This is a genomic window from Streptomyces sp. NPDC019224 (assembly GCF_040632605.1).
Lineage (GTDB): Bacteria > Actinomycetota > Actinomycetes > Streptomycetales > Streptomycetaceae > Streptomyces.
Genome location: NZ_JBEYCF010000012.1, coordinates 37,942 through 60,245 on the forward strand (window position 1 = coordinate 37,942; position 22,304 = coordinate 60,245).

19 protein-coding genes and 1 other RNA gene are annotated in these 22,304 nt (G+C 73.6%); 17 read left to right on the forward strand and 3 right to left on the reverse strand.

Features of this window, described 5'->3' with window-relative positions:
- Positions 1-58 precede the first annotated feature (58 nt).
- The 3 genes from ABZ564_RS10420 (at position 59) to rnpB (ending at position 2,712) form a co-directional block, all read left to right on the forward strand.
- On the forward strand, positions 59-1,477 hold the full coding sequence (locus tag ABZ564_RS10420) for an RNB domain-containing ribonuclease (protein ID WP_360853017.1): 1,419 nt from the start codon (positions 59-61) through the stop codon (positions 1,475-1,477).
- A gap of 57 nt (positions 1,478-1,534) precedes the next feature.
- Entirely contained in the window at positions 1,535-2,044 is a 510-nt protein-coding gene (locus ABZ564_RS10425) for a helix-turn-helix domain-containing protein (protein WP_360852726.1), read from the forward strand.
- Positions 2,045-2,310: 266 nt separating this feature from the next.
- Positions 2,311-2,712: RNase P RNA component class A (gene rnpB / locus ABZ564_RS10430), an RNA gene on the forward strand.
- A 509-nt stretch (positions 2,713-3,221) separates the two neighbouring features.
- On the opposite strand, the gene ABZ564_RS10435 is transcribed toward rnpB, so the two are convergent.
- Positions 3,222-4,307 carry a TerC family protein gene (locus ABZ564_RS10435; RefSeq protein ID WP_360852729.1) on the reverse strand — a complete coding sequence of 362 codons (1,086 nt, stop codon included), beginning with the start codon at positions 4,305-4,307 and terminating at the stop codon, positions 3,222-3,224.
- Between the two features lie 344 nt (positions 4,308-4,651).
- Between ABZ564_RS10435 and ABZ564_RS10440 the strand changes: the two genes are divergently transcribed.
- Both ABZ564_RS10440 and ABZ564_RS10445 read left to right on the forward strand, forming a co-directional pair.
- A complete protein-coding gene (locus tag ABZ564_RS10440; RefSeq protein ID WP_360852732.1) occupies positions 4,652-5,443 on the forward strand; it encodes a MerR family transcriptional regulator in 792 nt (263 codons plus the stop codon).
- The gene (locus ABZ564_RS10445) at positions 5,440-6,657 is read left to right on the forward strand and encodes a glycosyltransferase (RefSeq protein WP_360852735.1); all 1,218 of its coding nucleotides are present in this window, start codon (positions 5,440-5,442) and stop codon (positions 6,655-6,657) included. The genes ABZ564_RS10440 and ABZ564_RS10445 overlap by 4 nt, the downstream gene beginning before the upstream one ends.
- Before the next feature lie 234 nt (positions 6,658-6,891).
- Here the strand turns inward: ABZ564_RS10445 and ABZ564_RS10450 are convergent, their stop codons facing one another.
- Positions 6,892-8,100, reverse strand: a complete 1,209-nt coding sequence (locus ABZ564_RS10450) for a helix-turn-helix domain-containing protein (RefSeq protein ID WP_360852738.1) — start codon at positions 8,098-8,100, stop codon at positions 6,892-6,894.
- Positions 8,101-8,224: 124 nt separating this feature from the next.
- A complete protein-coding gene (locus ABZ564_RS10455) occupies positions 8,225-8,392 on the reverse strand; it encodes a hypothetical protein (protein ID WP_360852741.1) in 168 nt (55 codons plus the stop codon).
- A 145-nt stretch (positions 8,393-8,537) separates the two neighbouring features.
- On the opposite strand from ABZ564_RS10455, the gene ABZ564_RS10460 reads away from it, so the two are divergent.
- From ABZ564_RS10460 to ABZ564_RS10515, 12 genes are read left to right on the forward strand one after another with little or no spacing between them, the layout of a single operon-like run.
- A complete protein-coding gene (locus tag ABZ564_RS10460; protein ID WP_360852744.1) occupies positions 8,538-9,926 on the forward strand; it encodes an amidase in 1,389 nt (462 codons plus the stop codon).
- Positions 9,923-11,257: a hypothetical protein gene (locus tag ABZ564_RS10465; protein ID WP_360852747.1), complete on the forward strand. Its 1,335-nt coding sequence runs from the start codon at positions 9,923-9,925 to the stop codon at positions 11,255-11,257. The genes ABZ564_RS10460 and ABZ564_RS10465 overlap by 4 nt, the downstream gene beginning before the upstream one ends.
- On the forward strand, positions 11,257-12,651 hold the full coding sequence (locus ABZ564_RS10470) for an ATP-grasp domain-containing protein (RefSeq protein WP_360852750.1): 1,395 nt from the start codon (positions 11,257-11,259) through the stop codon (positions 12,649-12,651). The genes ABZ564_RS10465 and ABZ564_RS10470 overlap by 1 nt, the downstream gene beginning before the upstream one ends.
- Positions 12,648-13,823 carry a GNAT family N-acetyltransferase gene (locus ABZ564_RS10475; protein WP_360852753.1) on the forward strand — a complete coding sequence of 392 codons (1,176 nt, stop codon included), beginning with the start codon at positions 12,648-12,650 and terminating at the stop codon, positions 13,821-13,823. Before ABZ564_RS10470 ends, ABZ564_RS10475 begins: the two co-directional genes overlap by 4 nt.
- A 13-nt stretch (positions 13,824-13,836) precedes the next feature.
- Entirely contained in the window at positions 13,837-15,087 is a 1,251-nt protein-coding gene (locus tag ABZ564_RS10480; RefSeq protein WP_360852756.1) for an AMP-binding protein, read from the forward strand.
- Positions 15,088-15,146: 59 nt separating this feature from the next.
- Positions 15,147-15,914, forward strand: coding sequence for an SDR family oxidoreductase (locus tag ABZ564_RS10485; RefSeq protein ID WP_360852760.1), 768 nt, complete (start codon positions 15,147-15,149; stop codon positions 15,912-15,914).
- 55 nt (positions 15,915-15,969) lie between these two features.
- Entirely contained in the window at positions 15,970-17,283 is a 1,314-nt protein-coding gene (locus tag ABZ564_RS10490) for an AMP-binding protein (protein WP_360852763.1), read from the forward strand.
- A gap of 2 nt (positions 17,284-17,285) precedes the next feature.
- Positions 17,286-19,025 (forward strand): prenyltransferase/squalene oxidase repeat-containing protein, encoded by a 1,740-nt coding sequence (locus tag ABZ564_RS10495; protein ID WP_360852766.1) that lies wholly within the window; start codon positions 17,286-17,288, stop codon positions 19,023-19,025.
- Positions 19,026-19,037: 12 nt separating this feature from the next.
- Positions 19,038-19,424 (forward strand): hypothetical protein, encoded by a 387-nt coding sequence (locus ABZ564_RS10500; RefSeq protein ID WP_360852769.1) that lies wholly within the window; start codon positions 19,038-19,040, stop codon positions 19,422-19,424.
- The gene (locus ABZ564_RS10505) at positions 19,414-19,701 is read left to right on the forward strand and encodes a hypothetical protein (protein WP_360852772.1); all 288 of its coding nucleotides are present in this window, start codon (positions 19,414-19,416) and stop codon (positions 19,699-19,701) included. The genes ABZ564_RS10500 and ABZ564_RS10505 overlap by 11 nt, the downstream gene beginning before the upstream one ends.
- The gene (locus ABZ564_RS10510; RefSeq protein ID WP_360852775.1) at positions 19,701-20,711 is read left to right on the forward strand and encodes an acyl-CoA synthetase; all 1,011 of its coding nucleotides are present in this window, start codon (positions 19,701-19,703) and stop codon (positions 20,709-20,711) included. Before ABZ564_RS10505 ends, ABZ564_RS10510 begins: the two co-directional genes overlap by 1 nt.
- Positions 20,708-22,261 carry an aromatic amino acid ammonia-lyase gene (locus tag ABZ564_RS10515; protein ID WP_360852778.1) on the forward strand — a complete coding sequence of 518 codons (1,554 nt, stop codon included), beginning with the start codon at positions 20,708-20,710 and terminating at the stop codon, positions 22,259-22,261. The genes ABZ564_RS10510 and ABZ564_RS10515 overlap by 4 nt, the downstream gene beginning before the upstream one ends.
- Positions 22,262-22,304 lie beyond the last annotated feature (43 nt).

A 22,304-nucleotide genomic window follows, 5' to 3' on the forward strand; every position in this document is an offset into this window, starting at 1 on the left:
AATGCCGGGACCCGCGCCCCGCCCTACGCTCGGGTCCATGCCCCGCCGCCATCTGCACATGACCGGCGCAGCCGAGACCCCGCTGCGGGCGGCCCTGCGCGGACTGCGCAGCGAGCTGTCGCTGCCCGACGACTTCCCGTCCGACGTGCTCGCCGAAGCGGCGGACGCGGCGCGGACCCCGGAACTCGCCGGGCACGCGGACGCGACGGACATGCCGTTCCTCACGATCGACCCGCCCACGTCCACGGACCTCGACCAGGCGATGCACCTGGAACGCCGCGCCCACGGCTACCGCGTGCACTACGCCATCGCGGACGTCGCCGCGTTCGTGCGCCCCGGCGGCGCGCTCGACGCCGAAGCCCACCGCAGGGCGACGACCCTGTACTTCCCCGACGGCAAGGTGCCGCTGCACCCCGAGGTCCTCTCCGAGGACGCCGCCAGCCTGCTGCCCGGCCGGGTCCGCCCCGCCGTCCTGTGGGAGATCGACCTGGACCCGGAGGGCCGGGCGGAGACGACCCGCGTGCGCAGGGCACTCGTACGCAGCCGCGCCAAGCTGGACTACGCGGGTGTGCAGCGGCGGATCGACGCGGGCACCGCCGAGGAACCGCTCGCACTCCTCAGGGTCATCGGCACACTCCGCGAGGAGCAGGAGGTGGCCAGGGGCGGCATCTCGCTCGGCGTGCCCGAGCAGGAGATCACCGAGCGCGACGGCGCGTACGGCCTGGAATACCGCGCTCCGCTTCCCGCCGACGGCTGGAACGCCCAGATCTCCCTGCTCACCGGCATGGCGGCGGCCCGCCTGATGACGGAGAGCGGCACCGGCGTCCTGCGCACGCTGCCGGTCGCGCCCGACGGCGCGGTGGCCCGGCTCCGCCGCTGTGCCGAGGCCCTGCGCATCGACTGGCCGCACCACGTCCCGTACGCCCGGGTCGTCCGCTCGCTCGACCCGGGGCGCGCCGACCACGCGGCGTTCCTCCAGGAGTGCACCACCCTGCTGCGCGGCGCGGGCTACACGGTCTTCGACCACGGCGACCTGCCCGCACCGGCCGTGCACGCGGCGGTGGCCGACCTCTACACGCACTGCACGGCGCCCCTGCGCCGCCTCGTGGACCGGTACGCCTCCGAGCTGTGCGTCGCCGCGTGCGAGGACCGCGACCCGCCCGAATGGGTCCTGGCAGCCCTGCCCGCGCTGCCCAAGGAGATGGCGGAGGGCACGCGGCGCGCCAACACCGTGGAGCGGGAGTCCGTGGACCTGGTCGAGGCGGCGCTGCTCAAGGACAAGGTGGGCGCGGTCTTCGACGGGTACGTGGTGGACGTGAAGGACGACGAACCGGCCACCGGCACCGTCCACATCGACGATCCGGCGGTCGTCGCCCGCCTCGAGGGCACCGCCCCCCTTCCCCTGGGCGAGCGCCTGCGGGTCCGCCTCGCCCGGGCAGCCCCGGGCACGGCGAAGGCCCTGTTCGTCCCGGCCTGACGGCATCTCGTACGATCGCGAGTTCGGCCCCCGCGCCCGTACGACGGAAGGACCGGCGTGACCGACCGCGCCCGCCAGCACCAGATCCTGGCCGCCGCCCGCATGCTCCTGGAGCAGGACGGCCCCGACGCGCTGACCATGCGCCGGCTCGCGGGCCGGCTGGGCATCACGGCCCCCTCCCTCTACAAGCACTTCCCGGACAAGTCGTCCGTGGTGAACGCCCTGGCCGACGCGATGCTGACGGAGACCGCCGAGGCCCTGGAAGCAGCGGAGACCGTCGCCCCGGGCTCCTTCCCGGCCCTGGCCGCCGCCTACCGCGCCCACGCCCTGGCCCACCCCCACCTCTACCGCCTCACCACCGCCCGCCCCCACCCCCGGCATCTGGAGGAACGCGCCACCGCACCGCTCTTCCGCGCGCTGGCCCCGGACGACGCCACCGCCCGGGCGGCCTGGGCCTTCGCCCACGGCATGGTCATGATGGAACTGAACGGCCGCTTCCCCACCCCCGACGCCGTCACCACAGCCTGGACGGCGGGCATCACCGCCCTGGCGTCGGGCCGCCTGTGACCGCCGGAAGACTTCCGGGAGGAGCCGGTCGAGGGGAGACCGTCGTGACACCGCCACCGGACGGGGATCACGAGGACCGCATCGCCTGCTCCTTGAGCAGGTGATCACTTGCTCCCGCCCAAAGACGCGGTTCTCCGGGACAACGGTCTGAAGCCGGGAGGCGGCGGAGGCTGCCCGAAGAACCCCGCCCTCCCCGACGGCAGGTTCGCCCCTCCCGTCCTGTCCGGGCGTTCCGCCCGGCCGGGTAGCATGGGCGGCACGGCAGACGAGCCGGGCGGACGGCCGCGTGGGGATCCTCGGATCCTCCCGAGGAACGTCCGGGCTCCACAGGGCAGGGTGATGGCTAACGGCCACCCGGGGTGACCCGCGGGACAGTGCCACAGAAAACAGACCGCCGGGGACCTCGGTCCCCGGTAAGGGTGAAACGGTGGTGTAAGAGACCACCAGCGCCTGGGGCGACCCAGGCGGCTAGGTAAACCCCACCCGGAGCAAGGTCAAGAGGGGCCGCCGCAAGACGGCCCTGCGCGAACGCTCGAGGGCTGCCCGCCCGAGTTCGCGGGTAGACCGCACGAGGCCGGCAGCAATGCCGGTCCTAGATGGATGGCCGTCTCCCCGGCCGCCGCGAGGCGCCCGGGCGACAGAACCCGGCGTACAGCCCGACTCGTCTGCCGCCACCAGCGGCTTCGCCTGCGAAAAGGCCTCCTGCCTGCGGCGGAGGTTCTTTCCGGGCTTCAGGGGCTCACCACATCAGGCAGCGCAGAGTTCCTCCGAAGTCCCTCCGGCGGCGCTGGAACTCCCTGAGAAGTCCCTGAGGCGGAAGAGTTGCCCCGGCGCTGAGCCGGTCCGGATCGATGGGCTCGGCGCCGTCGGCCCCCTGCGGCGCCATGGCCGCTGCGCGCCGGCCGGCGCCTACGCACCGATCAGCGCCCGGCCCGGACCGCTACCGGGGACCGGGGTGTTCGTGGTGGGGGTCCAGGCGGAAGTCGGGACATTCGCGGTTCTGGCAGGCGCCGGGGCCCCGGACGGGGACGAACACACCGAGGTTCTTGTGGCGGTGGACCGCGGTCGGGACGGGCCGCTTGCAGGTCGGACACGTGTACGTTTCTCGTTCGCCTTTAACTTTGACCATATTTTTACTGTATGCCCATATTGGCGTGCCGGGAAGTGCACTGCCTCGTTACCGGTCATCCGCCTCATCCGCCTCATCCGCCTCATCCGCCTCATCCGCCTCATCCGCCTCATCCGCCTCATCCGCCTCATCCGCCGTGCCGGGACGCTCGGCGGGCTCGGACGGGTGCCCCTGTTCGCCGCTCGGCATTCCGGGCCCCGCCGGGGCGGGTTTTCTGAGGCTGGCCAGCACGGCCCCTGCCAGGACGAGGACGATGACGCCGAGACTGATGGGCGAGTGTATTTCCGGAATGCTCGGGCTGATCATCTTGTGGCCCGCCTGGAGAACGAGCTTGACGCCGATGAAGGCGAGAATGATCGCGAGCCCCTTGTTCAGGTACTGGAAGCGGTCCAGCAGCCCGGCGAGCATGAAATACAGGGCCCGCAGGCCGAGAATGGCGAACGCGTTGCTGGTGTAGACGATGAAGGCGTCATCGCTGACCGCGAGGACCGCCGGGACGCTGTCCACGGCGAAGATCAGGTCGGCGGCCTCGATGGCGGCCACCACGGCGAGCAGCGGGGTCGCCACCCTTTTGCCGGCCTCCTTGACGAAGAACTTCGCCCCGGCGTACTCCTCCCGCACCGGGATGATCCTGCGAAGCAGTCGTACGGCGAAGCTCTTGCCCGGGTCGGGGGTCTCCTCCTGGTCCCTGAGCAATTTGTAGCTGCTGTAGAAAAGGACCGCCGCGAACACGAAGAGCACGGCGGTGAAGCGGCTGACCACGGCCACGCCGAGGGAGAGGAATATCCCGCGGAAGAGGAGCGCGCCGATGACGCCGAAGAACAGCACGCGGTGCTGGTATTCGCGAGGCACCTTGAAGTAGGTGAAGATCACCGCGAAGACGAAGAGGTTGTCGACCGACAGGCTCTTCTCCAGCAGCCAGGCCGTCGTGTACTCGGTGCCGGCGGTGGTACCGAGAACGAGGAAGACCACCGCGCCGAAGATCAGGGCGAGGCCCACCCAGAGACAGCTCCAAGCGGCGGCCTCCTTGAACCGGATGACATGCGCGGTACGGTGCGCCAGCAGGTCCACCGTCAGCGACACGATCACCGTCGCGCCGAACGCCCCCCACAACCAGAGCGGCACCTCAAGCATGACCGGACATCCTCAGCCGCGGTCCGCGCGCCATACGCAGGCCTCTTCGTACGAGTGTCCGGTGCCGCGCCCCCGGCAGCATGCGGAGCGGTCCGGTCGGGCGCTCCTTGCCACGGGCCGCCGCGGGAAGGACCGTCCGGTGGCGCCGGGGCGAGTGCGGGGCCTCCCCGCGCCGGCGCGCCGTCGGGGACTCGCGCCGGGCAAGCCGCCGGCGATGGCGTAGGCCGGCTCGCCGTCGATCCGGGACCCCCGGGCTCAACGGGTGGACGCCCGGACCGGCCGGCCCGGCTTGACCCTCCCCTTACGTCAGGCTTGATGATCGGTCGCGACGAAAGGGCAGGTGGATGAGTTATTCCGTGGGGCAGGTGGCGGCCTTCGCCGGAGTGACGGTGCGCACGCTGCACCACTACGACAAGGCGGGACTGCTCTCGCCCAGCGGCCGCAGCCAGGCCGGGTACCGGCTGTACGGCGAAGCCGACCTGGTCCGTCTCCAGCAGATCCTCTTCTACCGGGAGCTGGGTTTTCCGCTCGACGAGATCGCCGAGATCTTCAAGGACCCGCAGGCGAACGCCCTGGACCATCTGCGGGCCCGGCAGGAGCAGCTGACGGCGGAGATCGACAGGCTGCGACGGCTGTCCGAGGTGGCCCAGCGGGCGATCGAGGTGCAGCGGACCGGGGTCCAGCTGACTCCGCGGGAGCGCTTCGAGGTGTTCGGGGAGATCACCGCCGATCTGAGTTACGCCACCGAGGCGGCGCTCAAGTGGGCGGACTCACCGGGACAGCGCGAGGCGATGGCCCGTGCCGCCGCCCACACCAAGGAGGACTGGCGGCAGCTCATGGGCGAGGCCACGGCCTGGCGCGCCGAGCTGCTGTCGGCCTTCGACGAGGGGGAGGCGAGCGACGGCGAGCGGGCGATGGACCTCGCCGAGGAGCACCGCCTGCACATCTCGCGCTGGTTCACCGCCTGTCCGCCCGGCATGCACCGGCGCGTCGCGGACGACTTCGCCGCAGACCCGCGCGCCTTCGCCCTGGTCGTACCGCCGTCCCAGCAGCGCCCGGGCCTGGCCGCCTATCTGTGCAAGGCCGTCCACGCCAACGCCGCCCGCCGCACCGACGCCGAGGAGGACGACCGATGAGAATACTGATCGCCGCAGCAGGGTCGCGCGGTGACGTCGCGCCCTACACGGGCCTGGGCGCCGCGCTCCGCGCCGCCGGACACGACGTCGCCCTCGCCACCACGGACGCCTTCGCGCCCCTGGCCCGCGAGGCCGGGCTGGAGTTCCGCGCGCTCCCCGCCGACCCGCGCAAGGGCGGCGGCGGGGGCGGGGACAAGCGGGAACTCATGCGGGCCGCCGCCGCGTTCATCGGCGACCTGGGCCGGGGGTTCGCCGACGCGATGGCCGACGGCGCGGACCTGCTGCTGCTCTCGACGACGACGGCCCCGCTGGGCTGGCACCTCGCCGAAGCCACGGGCACCCCGAGCCTCGGCGTGTACCTCCAGCCCACCGCACCCACCGGCGACTTCCCGCCCGTCGTCACGGGCTCCCGCTCCCTGGGCCGCCCGGGCAATCGTCTCGCCGGGCGCTTCGCCCTGCGGATGACCGACCGCCTCTACGCCCCCGCGGTGACCGCGCTGCGCGACCGGCTCGGGCTGCCCCCGGCCTCGCCCTCCGACACGCGCCGGCGGCAGGAGCGCGCCGACTGGCCCGTCCTGCACGGCTTCAGCACCGCCCTGGTGCCCCGCCCCGCCGACTGGCGCCCCGGTCTGCACGTGGTCGGCAACTGGTGGCCCCACCACGGCGCGGAGGAACAACTGCCCCGGGAAGTGGAGGACTTCCTGGGCGCCGGACCCGCGCCCGTCCTCATCGGCTTCGGCAGCATGGCGGCCGGTGAGGGGGAACGGCTGAGCGAGCTCGCCGTGCGCGCACTGCGCCGCGCCGGGCTGCGCGGCGTCCTCCAGGCCGGCAGCGCCGGGCTCGCCGCCGACGGCGACGACGTGCTCACCGTCGGCGACGTACCCCACGCCCTGCTGTTCCCGAGGCTGGCCGCCGTGGTCCACCACGCAGGGGCCGGCACCTCGGCCGCCGCACTGCGCGCCGGTGTCCCGGCGGTGACCGTCCCGGTGACGGCCGACCAGCCGTTCTGGGCCGGCCGGCTCGCCGCCATCGGCGCCGCCGACGAGCCGATCCCCTTCCGTACCCTCACCGCCGAACGGCTCGCCGAGGCTCTGGACCGGGTGGTACGGCAGGGGAACTGCGCGAAGGCCGCCGCGCAGGGCGCCGAGCGCATGGCGGGGGAGGACGGTGCGGGCAGGACGGTGGAGGCCGTTGAGCGGTTGGCCGGCGTTTGACCAGTGCCTGAGGCGGGTGACCGGCGCGTGACCTGCGCCCGAGGCGGCCGACCGGCGCCCCACCGGCCGGCCGGTGGGTGAGCCGGGGGCCGGCGGCTGAGGGGGCCGATCGGCGCATGACCGGCGCCCGCCGGGACTGACCGATGGCTGACCGGCGGCCGGGGCGAAGCCCTGACGCACCCGCCGGCCCCGCCGCGGAGCGCTCCCCGGGGGGAGAAGCGCTCCGCGGCGGGGCTACGGGTGTGCCAGGGCTTCGGCGAGCGCGCGCCAGATCTCCGTCGCGAGGTCGAGGTTGGCCGCGTCCTGGGCCTGCTTCGCGAGATCCTCCATCTCGGCGATGCCGCCGTCCCGGTCGCCGGTGAGGATGCGGATCTGGCAGTGCAGCACGTCGAGACGGATCTGCTCGCGGAAGTTGAGGCGGGAGACGGAGCCGTCGAGCCGCCGGTAGAGTTCCCGCGCCTCGTCGATGTGGCGACGATGGATGGCCAGCTTGCCTTTCAGCAGCAGGAATTCCTGGTGCTGCTGCTCGGCGCCCAGCAGCTGGAGCGCCCGCTCGGCCTCGGCCAGACAGGTGGCGGCCAGGTCGGGGTGGCGGGGGGTCATCTGGAGATAGAGGGAAGCGGCGGCGAGCCGGAGCCTCATCCAGAGGTGGACGTCCTGGTGGCTGTCCAGCCGCTGGAGGGCTTGTTCCAGGAGCGTACGGGCGGTGGCGTGATCGCCCTGGCGTACGTGGACGTTCGCGGAGGTCCACAGGGCCTCGACGGACAGCGTGCCGGGCGCGTCGGACGCGAGGTGGTCGAGCTCTTCGGTGTGCGCGCGAGCGCTTGTGAGGCTGCCCGCCTCGGTCTCGATGGAGATGAGGGCGAGTAGGGCCCGCACGGTGTCCTGGATGCCCAGTCCGTGTTCGGTGGCCACGGTGTACGCGGCGCTCGCGGCGACACCGGCTCCGCTGATGTCACCCGACCTCCGGCGACATCGGGCGAGGGCTGTGAGGGTGCGGACCTCCAGTTGCGGGCTGCCGATCCGCCGGCTGAGCGGTTCGAGGGCCTCCAGCGCCTCGATCTGCTCCTGGGGGCGGCCGAGTTCGCCGCTCACCCCGGCCCGGGTCCAGAGCGCGATCCACCGCAGGGCGAGGTCCTTGACGGCGTCGGTGCCGCCGATCTCGCTGATGAGCTCGGCGGTCTCGGCGGCGGTGCCGGCGGAGACGGCGCGCGCCACGAGTTCCGACTGCGGGTCGCAGCCCGCGTCCTCCAGCTCCGTGACGGCGACGCCGAGTCGCGCGGCGAGGTGTTTCACCGACTTGGCGGTGGGTGGGCGAGCGCCGGACTCCAGGCGGGAGAGGTAGGCCGTGGAGAGGGCATCGCCGGCCAGGTCGGCCTGGGAGAGGCCACGCTGGAGCCGGAGCGCCCGCAGGCGCCGGCCGAACATCGGCTGTTCAAGCATAGGCCGTTCGTCGCTTCTTCTATCTGGAACATGTGGATCACGCGCTGGCATTGACCCAGATCAGGGGGCGACTTGGCAAGTTCCGGGGCAGCCGGTCAGATTCGGCTGCCCCGAAGAATGCCTGTCACCGGTCGGGCTGGGGCCAGTCGATCTCGTGGGTCGCTCCGGCGTTCATGGCGGTGTCGACCTGCTGCGGTGTGGCGCTGTTCTGGTTCGACACGGCAACGGCCGACCCACCGATCGCCGCGCAGGCGGCCAGAGCGACGGTGACGGCAACGAGCATCTTCTTCATGACGTGATCATGCCCCCAAGTAAGCGGCGCGCTAGTGGCTTGCCAGAAGAAGGTAGCTTCACCCGAGCCGTTTGGCAACACGTTGACAATCTAGGCAAGTGATCCCTAGGTTTCTGGCAACTCGTGTCGAAGGGAATGCCAGATCGTGTCTCACACCCTCGGCGGCCTCGCTCCAGGCTTACCGGCCACCCTCGCCGTCCCCCTCGCGGAACGGCTCGCCAGGACCGCGGCGCCCTCCGACGGAAGGGACGGGCCCGCGGGCGGTGCCGCGGAGATCGCGGACTGGGAGCAGCGGGCGGACGCCCGCTACCGCGCCTGCGCCGAACTCCGCCCGTCCTTCGGCGACGGGCTGCGTGTCGGTGTCAAGGACACCGTCGACGTGGCCGGCTTCGCCACCCGGCTCGGCCTGCCCGGCTACCGCCACTACCCGGAGCGCACCGCCGCCGTCCTCGCCGGCCTCCCGCACGGCTCCGTCAACGCGAAGCTGGTCACCACGGAGCTGAGCATCGGGCTGGAGCACGGCTGCCTCAACCCGTACTTCCCGCATCTGGATCCGGGCGGGTCGAGCACCGGCTGCGCGGTGGCCGTCGCCGCGGGGATCTGCGATCTCGCGATGGGTACGGACACGGTCGCCTCGGTGCGGCTGCCCGCGGGCGCCTGCGGGGTGGTGGGCCTGCGGCTCACCCATGACCGCCGGCTGCTGTCCGGGCTCTTCGGTCTCTCGGACCACCTCGACGCGCCGGGGTGGATCACCCGCACCGTCGACGACCTCGCCCACCTGTGGGAGCGGCTGCCCCTCGACGGCGGGCTCCGCGCACAGGACGGCGGCGCACCCGGCCCGCGGAGCCGCTACCGGATCGGGGTGGTCCGGGAAGGGCTCGACCCCGACACCGAGCCGGTGGTGGCGGCCGCGTTCGACGAGGCGCTGCGGGGCGCCGCCCGGGCCGGCCACACCCTGGTGGACGTCCGGCTGGACGAGTTGTTCCACCGGCGCGGTCTTGCCTACGAGTTGTGCGCGAGGGAGGCGTGGGACAACTTCCTGCCGGTCCGGGAGGCGGTCGGGGAGCGACTGTCCGGGACGACGCTGGCGGCGCTGGAGTCCGGCGCGCGGGTCGGTGAGGGCCGGTACCGGGAGCTCCTGGACCTGCACCGGGAGCAGCGTGGACTCGCCGCCCTGCGCTTCGCGCGGGACGGGGCCGACGTGTGGCTGATGCCGGCCGGCACGCTCCTGCCGCGCAACATCCACACCGAACCGGCTCCGGCCTCGACCATCCCCGACCCGGCCGAGACCGCCAAGTCCCCGCACGTCAACTACGCGGCCGTCGCCAGCTTCGCGGGGCTGCCCGCGATCACCTTCCCGATCGGGCATAGTGCCGAGCACGACGCGCCGATCTGCCTGCAGGCGATCGGCCCCGCACACAGCGAGGCCGCTCTGATCGACCTCGCCCGCCGGGTCACCGAACTCACCGGCGGGGTGCGGTTCACGCCGGCCGATCCGCCGCTCCCCGAGGGAGTTTTGGGGCGGTTGCGATGACGGGGGCCGCCGTGGAGCGGGCCTCCCGGCCCGGCGGCCCGGAAGCCGACGGGCGCGGGGCATGGCCCTTCGTCGCGGTCTGGCTGCCGAGCGTCGTCGTCATCATCGGGTCCGGGGCGTGCCTGTTCTCCCTCAGCTGGTGGCTCAGCCAGTCGGCGCGCGGCGGCGCGGATCTCGGCCTGGTCGTCGGGGGCTCCAGCGTGATCTCGCTGACCACGGTCGCGCTGGTGTCCGGGCGGCTGGACCGCGCCGACCGCCGGACGGCGACCATCGGCCTCCTGCTGCTGCTCGCGGCCCCGATCGCTCTGCTGCTGGTGGTGCTCGGGCCCGCGCACGACCTGACCACGGTGCTGCTCGCGGCGCTGTGCTACGTGGCGGTCAGCACCGGCGAGAGCCTGTACCTGGCCACCACCGAGACCACCGCGATCGACCTCGCCCCCGGATCGTGGGCCCCGAGCCGGACCGCCCTGCTCACCCAGATCCACTCCCAGGTGGAACGGGTGGTCGCGCCGAGCGCGGCGGGCGCCCTGCTGGCGGGTGGCGAGATCCGCGCCGTGCCGCTGGCGGCGCTGGTGCTGGTGCTGGCGATGCTGGCCGTGGCGTTCTGCGCCCGGCGTCCCCTGGACACCGCGACGGCCCGGGCCCGTGCGGAGGCCGCCGCGGCCGGTCCGGCCGCCGCCGGTGACGGCATCTGGCAGAGCGCCCGGGCGGCGCTCGGGCTGGTCCGGGACCACCGCGACCTGGTGTTCCTGATCCAGCTCGGTGTCCTCGGCAACCTCGTGGTCTTCCCCTTCTACGCGGTGCTGCCGGCCTTCCTCGGGGACTACGCCGGCGGCCCCGCCGACGTCGCCCTCTGGTACGGCCGGGCGGCGACCGCGTACGGACTGGGCATGCTCGCCGGGTCGGCCCTGCTGGTCCGCGGCCGCAAGGACGTCGGCGGCGACCGCGCGCTGGGCCTTGCGGCCTCCTGCCTGGGCCTGATCTGCCTCATCCTGCTCGCGGCCACGCTGACCACCCGGCCCTGGGCGGTGGTCGGTGCGATGGCGGTGACCGGAGCGCTGTTCTCGGTGCTGGTCGCCGTGGGCGGTGCGGTCTGGCTCAGGAGGACGCCCGCCCCCGTCCGGGCCAGGGTCTTCAGCCTGCGCCGGCTCACCGTCTACTCCAGCATTCCGTTCGGCACCGCCCTGATGGGGCTCGGCGGCGCGGCCATCGGGTCGCGGCCGTTCGTCCGCCTGATCGTCCTGTCCGTCCTCGTCCTGCTCGGTGCCGCCTGGCTCCGGCACCGGACGACACAGAATGCGCACCTCGCCGAGAAGGGTTCACCGTCCTGATGACCGCTCAGAAGAAGATCCTCTTCGTCCATGCCCGCGGCGGTGTGCCGGTCGAGCACGCGATCCCGCGCCTGGCCGCCGTCGGTGAACTGCACGTGCTGGCGATCTCGCCGCTGCCCACCGTCGGCGCCGAGGTGTGGCGCCCCGGCTGCGCCACCGTCCGCGAGTACGGGGACGGCCACCCGGTCGGCGAGCCGCTGGTCGACCTCATCGTCGACGAAGCCAAGCAACTCGGCGCGGACGCCGTCATCGGCTTCTCCGAGTACGTCCTGCTCGCCGTGGCCACGGCGGCCGAGCGGCTGGGTCTGCCCGGCCCCGGGCCGAACACCCGCTGGTCCCGCGACAAGCGCCTGATGCGGGAGAAGTGGGCCGAGGCCCAGGTGCCCGTCCCGGCCTTCCGGCGGGTCGGTTCGGAGGCCGGGCTGCGCGCCGCCTTCGCCGAGCTGACCGCGCCGATGCTGCTCAAGCCCGCCTGGGGAGCCGGCTCGGTGGGCCAGGCCGTGCTGCGCGACGAGGCGGACCTCGGCCCCGCCTGGGAGTCGATCACCGGGGCGCTGGAGACCCTGGCGAGCCACGGGCTCGGGGAGTACTACGAGACCGAAGCGCCGCGCCACCTGCTGGTGGAGGAGATCATAGAGGGCGGCACCGAGGGCTGGTACGAGGAGGACGGCTACGGCGACTACCTGAGCGTCGAGGGCATCGTCGCCCGGGGCGAGTTCCACCCGCTGGCGATCACCGGGCGCATCCCCACCATCCCGCCGTACACCGAGCTCAGCAGCCATGCCCCGTGCGCCCTGCGGGAGGACCTCCAGCGCAGGGTGGAGGACGTCGCGCGGCAGGCGGTGGACGCGCTCCGGCTGGAGACCTGCGGCACCCACACCGAGATCAAGCTCGGCCCCGACGGCCGGCTCACCGTCATCGAGTCCGCGGCACGGTTCGGCGGCTCGGCGATCACCGCGGTGGTGGAGACCGTCCACGGCATCGACATGGTGACCATGCTCGCCCGGGAACTGCTCGGCGAACCGGTCGACTACCCCGAGCGGATGCCGGTGACGGCGCCGACCGCCGCGGCCGAGGCGTCGCTGATAGGCACCGACGCGAGCGGCAACCCGTGGAGCGGCTCCCCGGTCTGGGACTCGCGGACCGCGGACCTCGGCCGGCTGGTCGGCCCCCGCAGCACCGTCGAGTCCGTGCGCGGGCTCACCGTGTCCGACGGCACCCGCATCCCGGCGTACGACGCCGCCCGCGGCATCACCAACTGCGCGGGCATGCTCTTCCTCACCGCGCCGGACAACACCCAACTGCTCTTTGACCTGTACTCCGTGCTCAACGGCATGGAGCGGCGTCTCACGGAGGCCGAGGCGGCCGCGACCGAACGGGACGGCCGGTCATGACGGCCCTCGCGACGGACACGTACGCCCTGACCCTGGACGAGGCGCGCGGCGTCACCGAGGTCGACGGAGCCGACTGGGACGCGCTCACCACCGGCGCCTCGTTCTACTCCAGCCACGCGTGGCTCGGCTTCACCGAGCGGTACGGCGACTGCGAGCCCCGCCACCTGGTGGTCCGCCGGGCGGGCCGCCCGGTGGCCGCGCTGCCCACCTTCCGCTTCACCGGTGACGTGCCGCGCTACTACGACCCCGCGTTCCTCTTCCCGGCCGCCGGCTACGGCGACGGGCCGCGCCGGCCGTTGCTGCTCGGCGGCACCCGCCAGGGCTACACCAGCGAGATTCTGCTCGCCGACGGCCTCCCGGACGAGGTGGCCGCGGCCGCGGTCCGACTGCTGCTCGACCGGTTCCGGCGACTGCGCGACGAGGAAACCGGCCTGGGAGCGCTGCTCTACCTGACCGACCGGTCCGTGGAACGGCTGCTGCCGCTGCTCGGGCCGGACGACCACGTGGTGCTGCTCGACGCGAGAGCCCGCATCCCGGTGGAACCGACCGGCATGGACGGCTACCGGAAGCTGTTCAGCTCGCACCGGTTCGCCCGGATGCGCAAGGAGATGCGCCAGTACGAGGCGGCGGGCTGCCGGACCGAGGTCCTGCGGCTGTCCGAGTGCCACGACCAGCTGGGCGAGCTCTCCTCCCAGGTGCTCCGGCGCTACGGGCACCAGATCAGCGCCGAGGACGAGACGGACCGGTTCGCCGCCCAGGCCGAGCGGCTGGACGACCTCTGCCAGGTGCTGGTGGCCCGCCAGGGCGACCGGATCGTCGGATTCACCCAGTTCTTCGTCTGGGACGGCGTGATGTACGGCCGGGTCCACGGAGTCGACGACGAACTGGGCCGCGCCGCCTCGCTCTACTACAACCTGACGTACTACCGGGCGATCGAGCACGCCGCGGCCCGGGGCCACCGGTGGCTGGACCTCGGCTGCGACTCGTACGAGACCAAGGCCCGCCGCGGCGCCCGGCTCGAACCGCTCTGGGGGCTCGTGCTCGACGCCCGCTGGGACGAGCGGGCCCGCGCGGACATCCGGGCCGGGGAGCGGGCGCTGCACGGCGAACTCGCCGGCTGGGACCCCCGCCTGGACACCGACACCGCCCGCCGCCTCGCCGCCCGGCACTGACTCTGGAGATCCGATGACCACGATCGACCTGCGCGAGTCCGTCCCGGCGGACTCCGCCCCCCACCAGCCGGCCCTGACCGGCGAAGAGGTGCGGGACCTCGTCCGGCGCGCCGCCGAACTGCCCGGACTCGCCGACCGCTACCGCGCGGTCCTCGCGGACGGCGCCCCCGCCCTGACCGACGTGCCGGTCCTCACCAAGGACGACTTCCGCGCGCTGCTGCCCGACCTCTTCGCCCGGGCCCGTTCGGTGCCCGGCGGGGCCGTGGTCTTCGGCAGCGGCGGCACCACCGCGGCGCCCAAGCTCAGCCTGATGCCCAGCAGCCTCTTCATCACCGAGATCGCCGCGCACTGGCGGCCGCTCACCTCCGACGACGTCCTCGTCAACTGCAACAACGGCGCCGAACTCGGCTCGATGTACCCCTTCTACAACCAGCTGGGCCATGCGACCGGAGCCGTCGTCATCCCGCTCGGCGCCCTCGACCCCGAACAGCTCGACGGCTGGCTGGACTTCCTGGAGGAACGCGGCGCGACCGCGCTCGGCGGCACCCCCAGCCACCTCGCCCAGGTCCTGGAGCACTACGAGGCGACCGGCCGCCGCCCCGGCTTCCGCAAGCTGATCTGGACCGGTGAGGCGTACAGCCGGCGCGCCGCCGAGGCCGCCCGGCGGGTCCTCCCCGAAGCCGAGATCCACGGCGTGTACGGCTCCACCGAGACCTGGGTGATCGGGCACAACGGCCCCTCCTGCCCCCTCGACACCTTTCACCTGCTGCCCTACCAGCACATCGAGATCGAGGACGGCGCGGTCCTGGTCACCAACACCCACCCGGACTGCGTCAACCCGATCCTGCGCTACCGGCTCGGCGACCGCGGCGAGCTGACCGCGTGCCCGTGCGGCAGGACGGGCCCCGCGCTGCGCGTGCTCGGCCGCGACGACCAGCAGCTCAAGTTCCGCAGCATCCTCTTCACCCCCGAGGAGGTCGCCGAGGCGGCCGGTTCGGACCCCGAGGTCCGGGACGTCCAGCTCGCGCTGTTCGAACCCGGCACCCCGGGCGAGCGGTTGGAGCTGCGAGTCCTGCTCACCCCGGGCGCGGACGCCGCGGCCGCCGAGGAGCGCGTGCGGCGGCAGGTCATCGGCCGGCTGTACCGGATCGGGTTCGAACTCGGTTCCGTACCAGGGGCGTTCACCGTCCGTGCCGTCCCGCGGCTGTGGTCCAACTCGCGGACCGGCAAGACGCCCCTGGTGGTCAGGGACCCAGAAGAATGAGCGCGGAACCGGCCGGTCCGACGGCCGGCCGAGGAACCGAGAGAGCGAGAGACAACGACATGGCACGCGTAGTGGTGATCAGCGGCGGCGGCACCGGCATCGGTTTCGGAGCGGCCGGGGCCTTCGCGGCCGACGGCGAGCAGGTGGTGCTGATCGGGCGCCGCGCCGAGGTGCTGGAGAAGGCGGCGGCCCGGCTGGCCGCCGAGCACGACCGGGCGCCCGCCCCGGTCACGCTGACCGCCGACCTGTCCGACCCCGGCGAGGCCGACCGGGTCGCCCGCGAGATCGGCGGGCGCTTCGAGCAGGTGGACGTCCTGGTGAACAGCGCCGGCGGGAACGCCGCCCTCGGCGCCCCCGCCGGGCGTACCGAGGGAACGGCCGAAGCCGCCTGGCACTGGCAGGAGAACTTCAAGGCGAACACCCTGACCGCCGTCCTGCTCACCGAAGCGCTGAAGGACCGGCTGGCCGCACCCGGCGGCCGGGTCCTGCTGATCAGCTCGATCGCCGCCTACCGGGGCTCCGGCACCGGTTCGTACGGCGCGTCGAAGGCCGCGCTCCACCCCTACGCCTACGACCTGTCGGCCGAACTCGGCCCGCGGGGCATCACCGTCAACGTGATCGCCCCCGGCTACATCGCGGAGACCGAGTTCTTCCGCGGGGCGCTGTCCGCCGAGCGCGAGCGGACGCTGATCGACCAGACCGACAACCGCAGGGCCGGCCGGCCCGAGGACGTGGCGCGGACCGCCCGCTGGCTGGCCTCACCGGCCGCCGGGCACATCACGGCGCAGATCATCCAGATCAACGGCGGTTCCGAGCGCGGACGTTGATTCCCCGCCCCGGGCGCCGCCCAGGGAACACCGAGCTAGCGAAAGCGATGAGGGCATGTGGCTGGTGAACGACCACGCGGTGAAGGCCTTCGATGAGGCCCACCGTGAACGGACCGAACTGCAGGCGAGCGGCTTCGCCCCGGACGTGCTGGAGCGGAGCCGGGCCGAGAAGCTGGACCGCCTGTGGGACCGGCTGGAGCGGGTGCCGAGGTACCGGGGGCGGCCCGGAGTCGCCGAGCGCAGCCTCACCGACGCGGCGCTCACCGCGAAGGACGAGCTGAAGGCGGACCCCGCCGGCTTCCTCCAGTCCGGCGTCGGCCCGTATCACAAGTACTACGAGACCTCGGGGTCGACCGGTGTCCCGACACCGACCCCGCGCCTGATCGAGGACATGGTGTGGAACACCGTCTCGGTCGCCTCCCTGTGGTCCCGGCTGCTGCGGCCCGGGGACCGCGTGGTGTCGCTCCTGCCGTCCGACGTCGCACCGGTCGGCGACCTGGTGGCGAGCGTCTCCGAGTACCTGGGCTGCACCCTGCTGCGCGGCTACCCGTTCAGCCAGGGCATCACCGACTGGGACCGGATGGAGGCGCTGTTCACCGCCTACCGGCCGCAGCACGTGTTCGCCGCCCCCGGCGTCCTGCTCCAGTGGACCCGGCTGCTCAAGCAGCGCGGACGGTTCGCCGAGGTCAGCGCCGGGGTCGAATCGCTGCTGCTGCTCGGAGAGGTGAGTACGCCCCCGCTGCGCGCCCGCCTCGCCGAGCAGTGGGGGGCCAGGGCATTGAACGTGTCCTACGGCAGCACCGAGACGGGGACCGTCGCGGCGAGCTGCGAGCACGACCGGCTCCACCTGCTGGCCCACGGCCACCTCGCGGAGGTGCTCGCGGACGGCAGGGCCGAACCGGCCCGCGCCGGGAGCGACGGCGAACTGGTCGTCACCCCGCTCAACAACTACGCACGGCCCCTGCTGCGGTACGCCACCGGCGACCTCGTCACCGTCACCGAAGGCTGCCCGTGCGGGATCGCCCTGCCGGTGGTGACCGTCCACGGCCGCAGCTCCGAGCGGCTGTCGGTCGCCGGACAGCAGGTCACGGTCGAGGCGATCGAACGGCTCGCCTACACCACGCCCGGCATCACGGGCTATCTGGTGCAGCTGAAGCGGCCGGACGGCGCGGCCGCCCGGCTGGTCCTGGAACGGGACGTCGACTTCACCGGGGACGAGGACGCCGTCCGCGCGGACGTCGAGGCGCGCTCGGCCGGACTCGGCATCACCTGGGCCCAGGTGGTGCTGGTGTCCCAGCTGCCGCAGACCACCAAGGCCGGCGGCAGCCGGAAGAACTGGAAACGGACGAACCTCCAGTGGACGGACTGACCATGCCCTTCACCGAACTCGGCACCCACGACGGCGGAGCCCGCCAGGGCGGCGCCGACCTCTGGTGCACCTACGCCGCCGTCCGCACCCTCGCCTGGCTGGACGCCCGGCCGCAGGACGCGGCGGCGACCGCCGAATCGCTGCGCTCCCGGCAGAACCAGGACGGCGGCTTCGCCTGGCAGAAGGGCCTGCCGTCCGACGTCTGGGCGACCTACTACTGCACCCAGGCGCTGCGCGACCTCGGCGAGCCCGTACCCCGCACCGAGGAGCTCACGCGGTGGCTCGACTCGACCCAGCAGGCGTCCGGCGGCTTCGCCATGACGCCGGGCCAGCGGCCGGACGCATGGGCCACCTACTACGCCGCCCGCCTCCTGCGGGAGGTGCTGGACCGGCCGGTGCCCCGGCCGCAGGCGCTGCGCGACTGGCTGACCGGCCTGCAGCGGAGCGACGGCGGACTCGGCTGGTACCCCGACGCCGCTGAGTCCGACGTACGGGCCTGCTACTACGCCGCCATGGCCTGGCGGGCCTCCTTCGGCGAGGCCCGGCACCCGTGGCTGCACGCCGGACTGACCGGATGGCTGCAGGACCGGCAGACATCCGACGGCGGCTTCGTCTTCGACGAGGAGTCCACGGCCACCTGCCTGTGGGCGACCTTCCGCGCGGTGCGCGCCCTCGACGCGATCGGCGCGGCACCGGCCGGGCCCGCCGAGTGCGTGGCGTGGATCGCGGGACGCCGGCTCGCGGACGGCTCGTACACCCGGTGGGACGACTACCCGGACGCGGACGTGTGGGCCTGCTTCAGCGCGGTCGGCGCCCTGCAGACGCTCGGGGCGGACGTCCCCGACCGGGACGGCGTGGTGGAGTTCCTGCACGGCTGCGAGCTGCCGGAAGGCGGTTTCACGTACCGCCGGAGCGACTTCGCCGGCGACAGCCTGGCCACCGCCGCCCTGCTGCTGACCGGCCGGACAGGGGACAGCGGCGCGGAGCAGACCGACAACGGCGCGGAGCAGACCGACGGCGGCGCCCGCGAGGCCGCGGTCCGCTGGTTGCACCACGCCCACCTGCCCTACGAGGGCGGCGTGATGTACATGCCGGGCCGGGGCGCCGAGGTCAGGTGCACGCTGTGGGCGGTCTCCGCCCTCGCCCGGGCCGGCGCCCCCGGCCTGGACGCGGAACGCCTCGGTGGATGGCTGCGGCGGCTGCAGAACCAGGACGGGGGCTTCGGCTACTGGCACGGCCGGGGCTCGGACCTGGTCTCCACGGTGTCCGCCCTGGAGATCCTCGACCAGCTCGGCCGCGGCACCGCCGACCTCGACGTCCGCGCACTGGAGAAGTTCCTCGACACCTGCGCCGACCCGGACGGATACCGGACCTCGCCCGCCGGGGCGGTCACCTGCGCGGCCACCGCCCAGGGCGCCCGGGCCCGCCGGCTGACCGGGGACCACGACGGCGCGCGCGCAGCGGCCGCCCACCTGGAGAACCACGCCTCCCGCCTGGGGGGTTACTCCGCCGCGCCCCGCGCGATCCCCGACCTGGTGTCGACGTACCAGGCGGTCTTGGCACTCCGCAGCCTCGGCCTGCCGGTGGACGAGGCCGGCCTGGAGCGTTTCCTGGCCAAGGTCCGGCTCCCCGCCGGCGACTACGGCTGGAGCCCGCTCGGCCGTACCTCCGGGGGACCGCTGGCCGCCGCCCTGGGCGGTCTGCTGGCCGGCGCGGGCCCCCTCCCGCCCCTCAACCTCTGACCGGGAGCGGACATGCCCACGATCGTCGTCGAGACCACCGCCCGGGACACCGGGCTCGAACGGGGCTTCGCCCGGGCGGTGAGCCAGTGGCTCCGCCACGAGGGCGTCGACCTCAACCACGTGATCACGAAGTTCCTTCCGGCCGACCCGGCCCGGGTGTACAGCGGGCCGTTCCTGCTGGCCGGCCCGGCGGGCGACGCCCGGCCCTTCGCCTTCGTGCGCTGCACGGTCGGCCGCGACCGCACCGACGCGTTCCGGCGCGGCCTCGCCGCCGAGATCGTCCGGGCACTCGCCCCCGCGATCCCGCCGGCCCTGGTCTTCATCCAGTTCGAACCCGTCGATCCCCAGCTCCACTTCATCGGCTCAGACGCAGAAAGGCGCACCGGAGATGTCCACTGAAGCAGCAGTCCGCGAGGACGCCGTCCGTTCCGTCATCGCGGCCCTCCTCGGCACGGAGCTGGACCCGGCCGACGACGGCCGGCCCCTCGGAGAACGGCACGAGCGCTACGACAGCCTCGGCGTGCTGGACGCGGTCGGCGAGATCGAGAAGGCCTTCGGCATAGCCGTCGACCTGGTCGACGACGACCTGCGCACCACCTTCGTCAGCATCAGCTCGATCACCGGGCTGATCCGCCGCAAGAAGGCCGACCAGCTGCTGCTCGGAAGCGGTTTCTGATGCCTCTCAGCACCGTCGCCGCGGCCCCCGCCCGGTCCGGGCGGCCGGCCCCGCTCGACCGGGAACGGCTGCTCGGCGTCCTGCCGGACGACATCCCGTTCGATACCTCGGGAACCACCGGAACGCCCGTCACCTGGTGGCGCACCCGGGAGCAACTGCTCGACGAGGCCGCCCATCTCGCGGACCTCCTGCGCGCCGAGCGGGCCGACGCCCTCCTCACGTACGCGCCCACCAGACACCTCTACGGCTACCTGTTCGGCGCCCTGATACCGGCCCTGACCGGCCTGCCGGTCCACCGGATCGCGCCGGGCGACCCGCTGCCCCGGTTCTGCGCCCGCCCCCTGATCGCCGCCCTCCCGGCGACCTGGTGGCAGCTGGACCGCCAGGCCGCGGTCCTCCGGGAGTACGCACACGTCACCGTGGTGCACAGCACGGCCTGGCTGCCGGCGAGCGCGGACGCCGTCCGTCGCCGGGTTCCGCGGCTCGACCTGTACGAGCTGCACGGCTCCACGGAGACCGGGCTGGTCGGTGTGCGCAGCGAGGGCGAGCCGTTCTTCCGGCTCGCCCCGGACGTCGAGCTCGTCGCCCCGCGCCCCGGCGGAAAGGACGCGCTGACGATCCGCAGCCCCCGGACGGCCGCCGCCACCCGGGGCGGTCCGGTGCCCGCCGAGCACACCCTGGACGACGTGGTCGAACCGGCCGGCCCTCGCGCGTACCGTCTCACCGGGCGGCGGACCCGGCTGGTGAAGGTCAACGGCCTGCGCATCGACCTCGACCGGGTCGAATCGGCACTGCGGGCCGCCGTGCCGTCCGCGAACGTGGTCTGCGCGGTGCACCGCGACCCGACCCGCGGCGAGTGGTACGACGTCCTGGCCGGCGACGCGGAGCCGCAGCGGGCCGCGGTGGCCGAGGCGGTACGTCGGCTGCTGACCGCCGCCGAGGCACCTCGGGCGGTCCGCCTGACCCCGCCCGGGGAGCTGCCGGAACGAGCCAGGACGAGGACCCTGTGATCGTGTACCCGGCCGAGGCTCCCCCCGCCGGGGACACCGCGAGCGGCGACGTCCCGGACCAGCTCGGCCGGCTGGTGGCCGACGCGCTCGGCGGCCACGGCCTGCGCCTGGACCCGGCCGACAGCGCCCGGATGCGGGCGGGAGCGGAAATCCTGGAGCGCCGGCTCGCCGAAGGCGCCGAGGTCTACGGAGTCACCCGCGGCTTCGGCCCCCTGGTGCGTCATCCGGCGGCGGCGGACCGGGCGGCGCAGGGCCTGGGACTGATCCATCACCTGTGCGCCGGTCAGGGACCCGCCCTCAGCCGCGGCGCGAGCGCGCTGATGGTGTGGCTGCGGCTGCGCAGCATGCGGCAGGGCCACTCCGGGGTGTCCACCGCGACCTGGCGGCACCTGGCCGAGCTGCACGGCCGCGGCTTCGTGCCGGTCGTGCCGAGCGAGGGCAGCCTCAGCGCCAGCGGAGACCTGGTGCCGCTCGCGCACGCGGCCCTGGCCTTCGGCGGCGGAGGCGAGGCGTGGCAGGACGGCCGGCCCGCGCCGTCGGACGCGGTGCTGGCCGGCCTCGGGCTCACCCCCGTGCGCTGGGACGCCAGATCCGCCCTCGCCTTCGTCAACGGCACCAGTGCCTCGCTCGCCGTGGCGATCCTCGAACACCGCGAACTCGCCCTGCAGGCAAGGGCCGTGACCACGCTCACCGGCCGGATCGTCCGCCGCCTGGGCTGCAGTCCACAGCCGTACGCGGAACCGCTGAACCGGGTACGCAACCAGCCTGGGCAGCGACGGGCCGCCGCCTGGGTGCGGGCCGGACTCGGACCGGACCCTCGCCCGCACGCCGGACGGCCGCTGCAGGAGCCGTACTCCCTGCGCTGCGTCCCGCAGGTGGCCGGCGCCGTCCTGGACCAGCTCGACGCGCAGGGCCGCATCCTCCTCGCGGAGGCCGGGGGGTGCACGGACAACCCCGTCGTCGTCGACGAGCAGGTGTGGCACGGCGGGAACTTCCACGCCGCTCCGGTCGGGCTCGTCGCGGACCAGCTCACCCTGTGCGCCCATCAGCTCGCCCTCCTGGCGGAACGCCAGCTGGCCCTGCTGCTCGACCCGGCGCACAACGGGGGCCGCCCGCCGATGCTGACCCCCCGCCCGGGCGCGGCCAGCGGTCTGGCCGGGGTGCAGATCGCGGCGTCGTCCTTCGTCGCGAAGATGAGGCAGCTCGGCTACCCGGCGACCCTCACCCCGATCCCCACCAACCTGGGCAACCAGGACCACGTACCGATGGCGCTGAACGGCGCGACGGCCGGGGCCGAGACGATCCGGCTGGGCTGGCTGGTCATCGGTTCACTGGCGCTCGCCGTCCAGCAGCTGGACCGACTGGACGGCCGGCCGGCACCGGAGGAACCGCTCTGGGCCGAGCTGTGGCAGTGCCTTCCGCCGCTCGACACCGACCAGCCGCTGGCCGGGGCGGTACGCGAAGCGGCGGGACGGCTGCGCGGCTGTCTCCTGCCACCCGGCCGCGTCGACGCGACGCCCTGGGCGGGCGCCGACGCCCTGGTCCAGTAGCCGTTCCCTCCGGACACCTGTGCCGGCACCATTCCACTTCCCA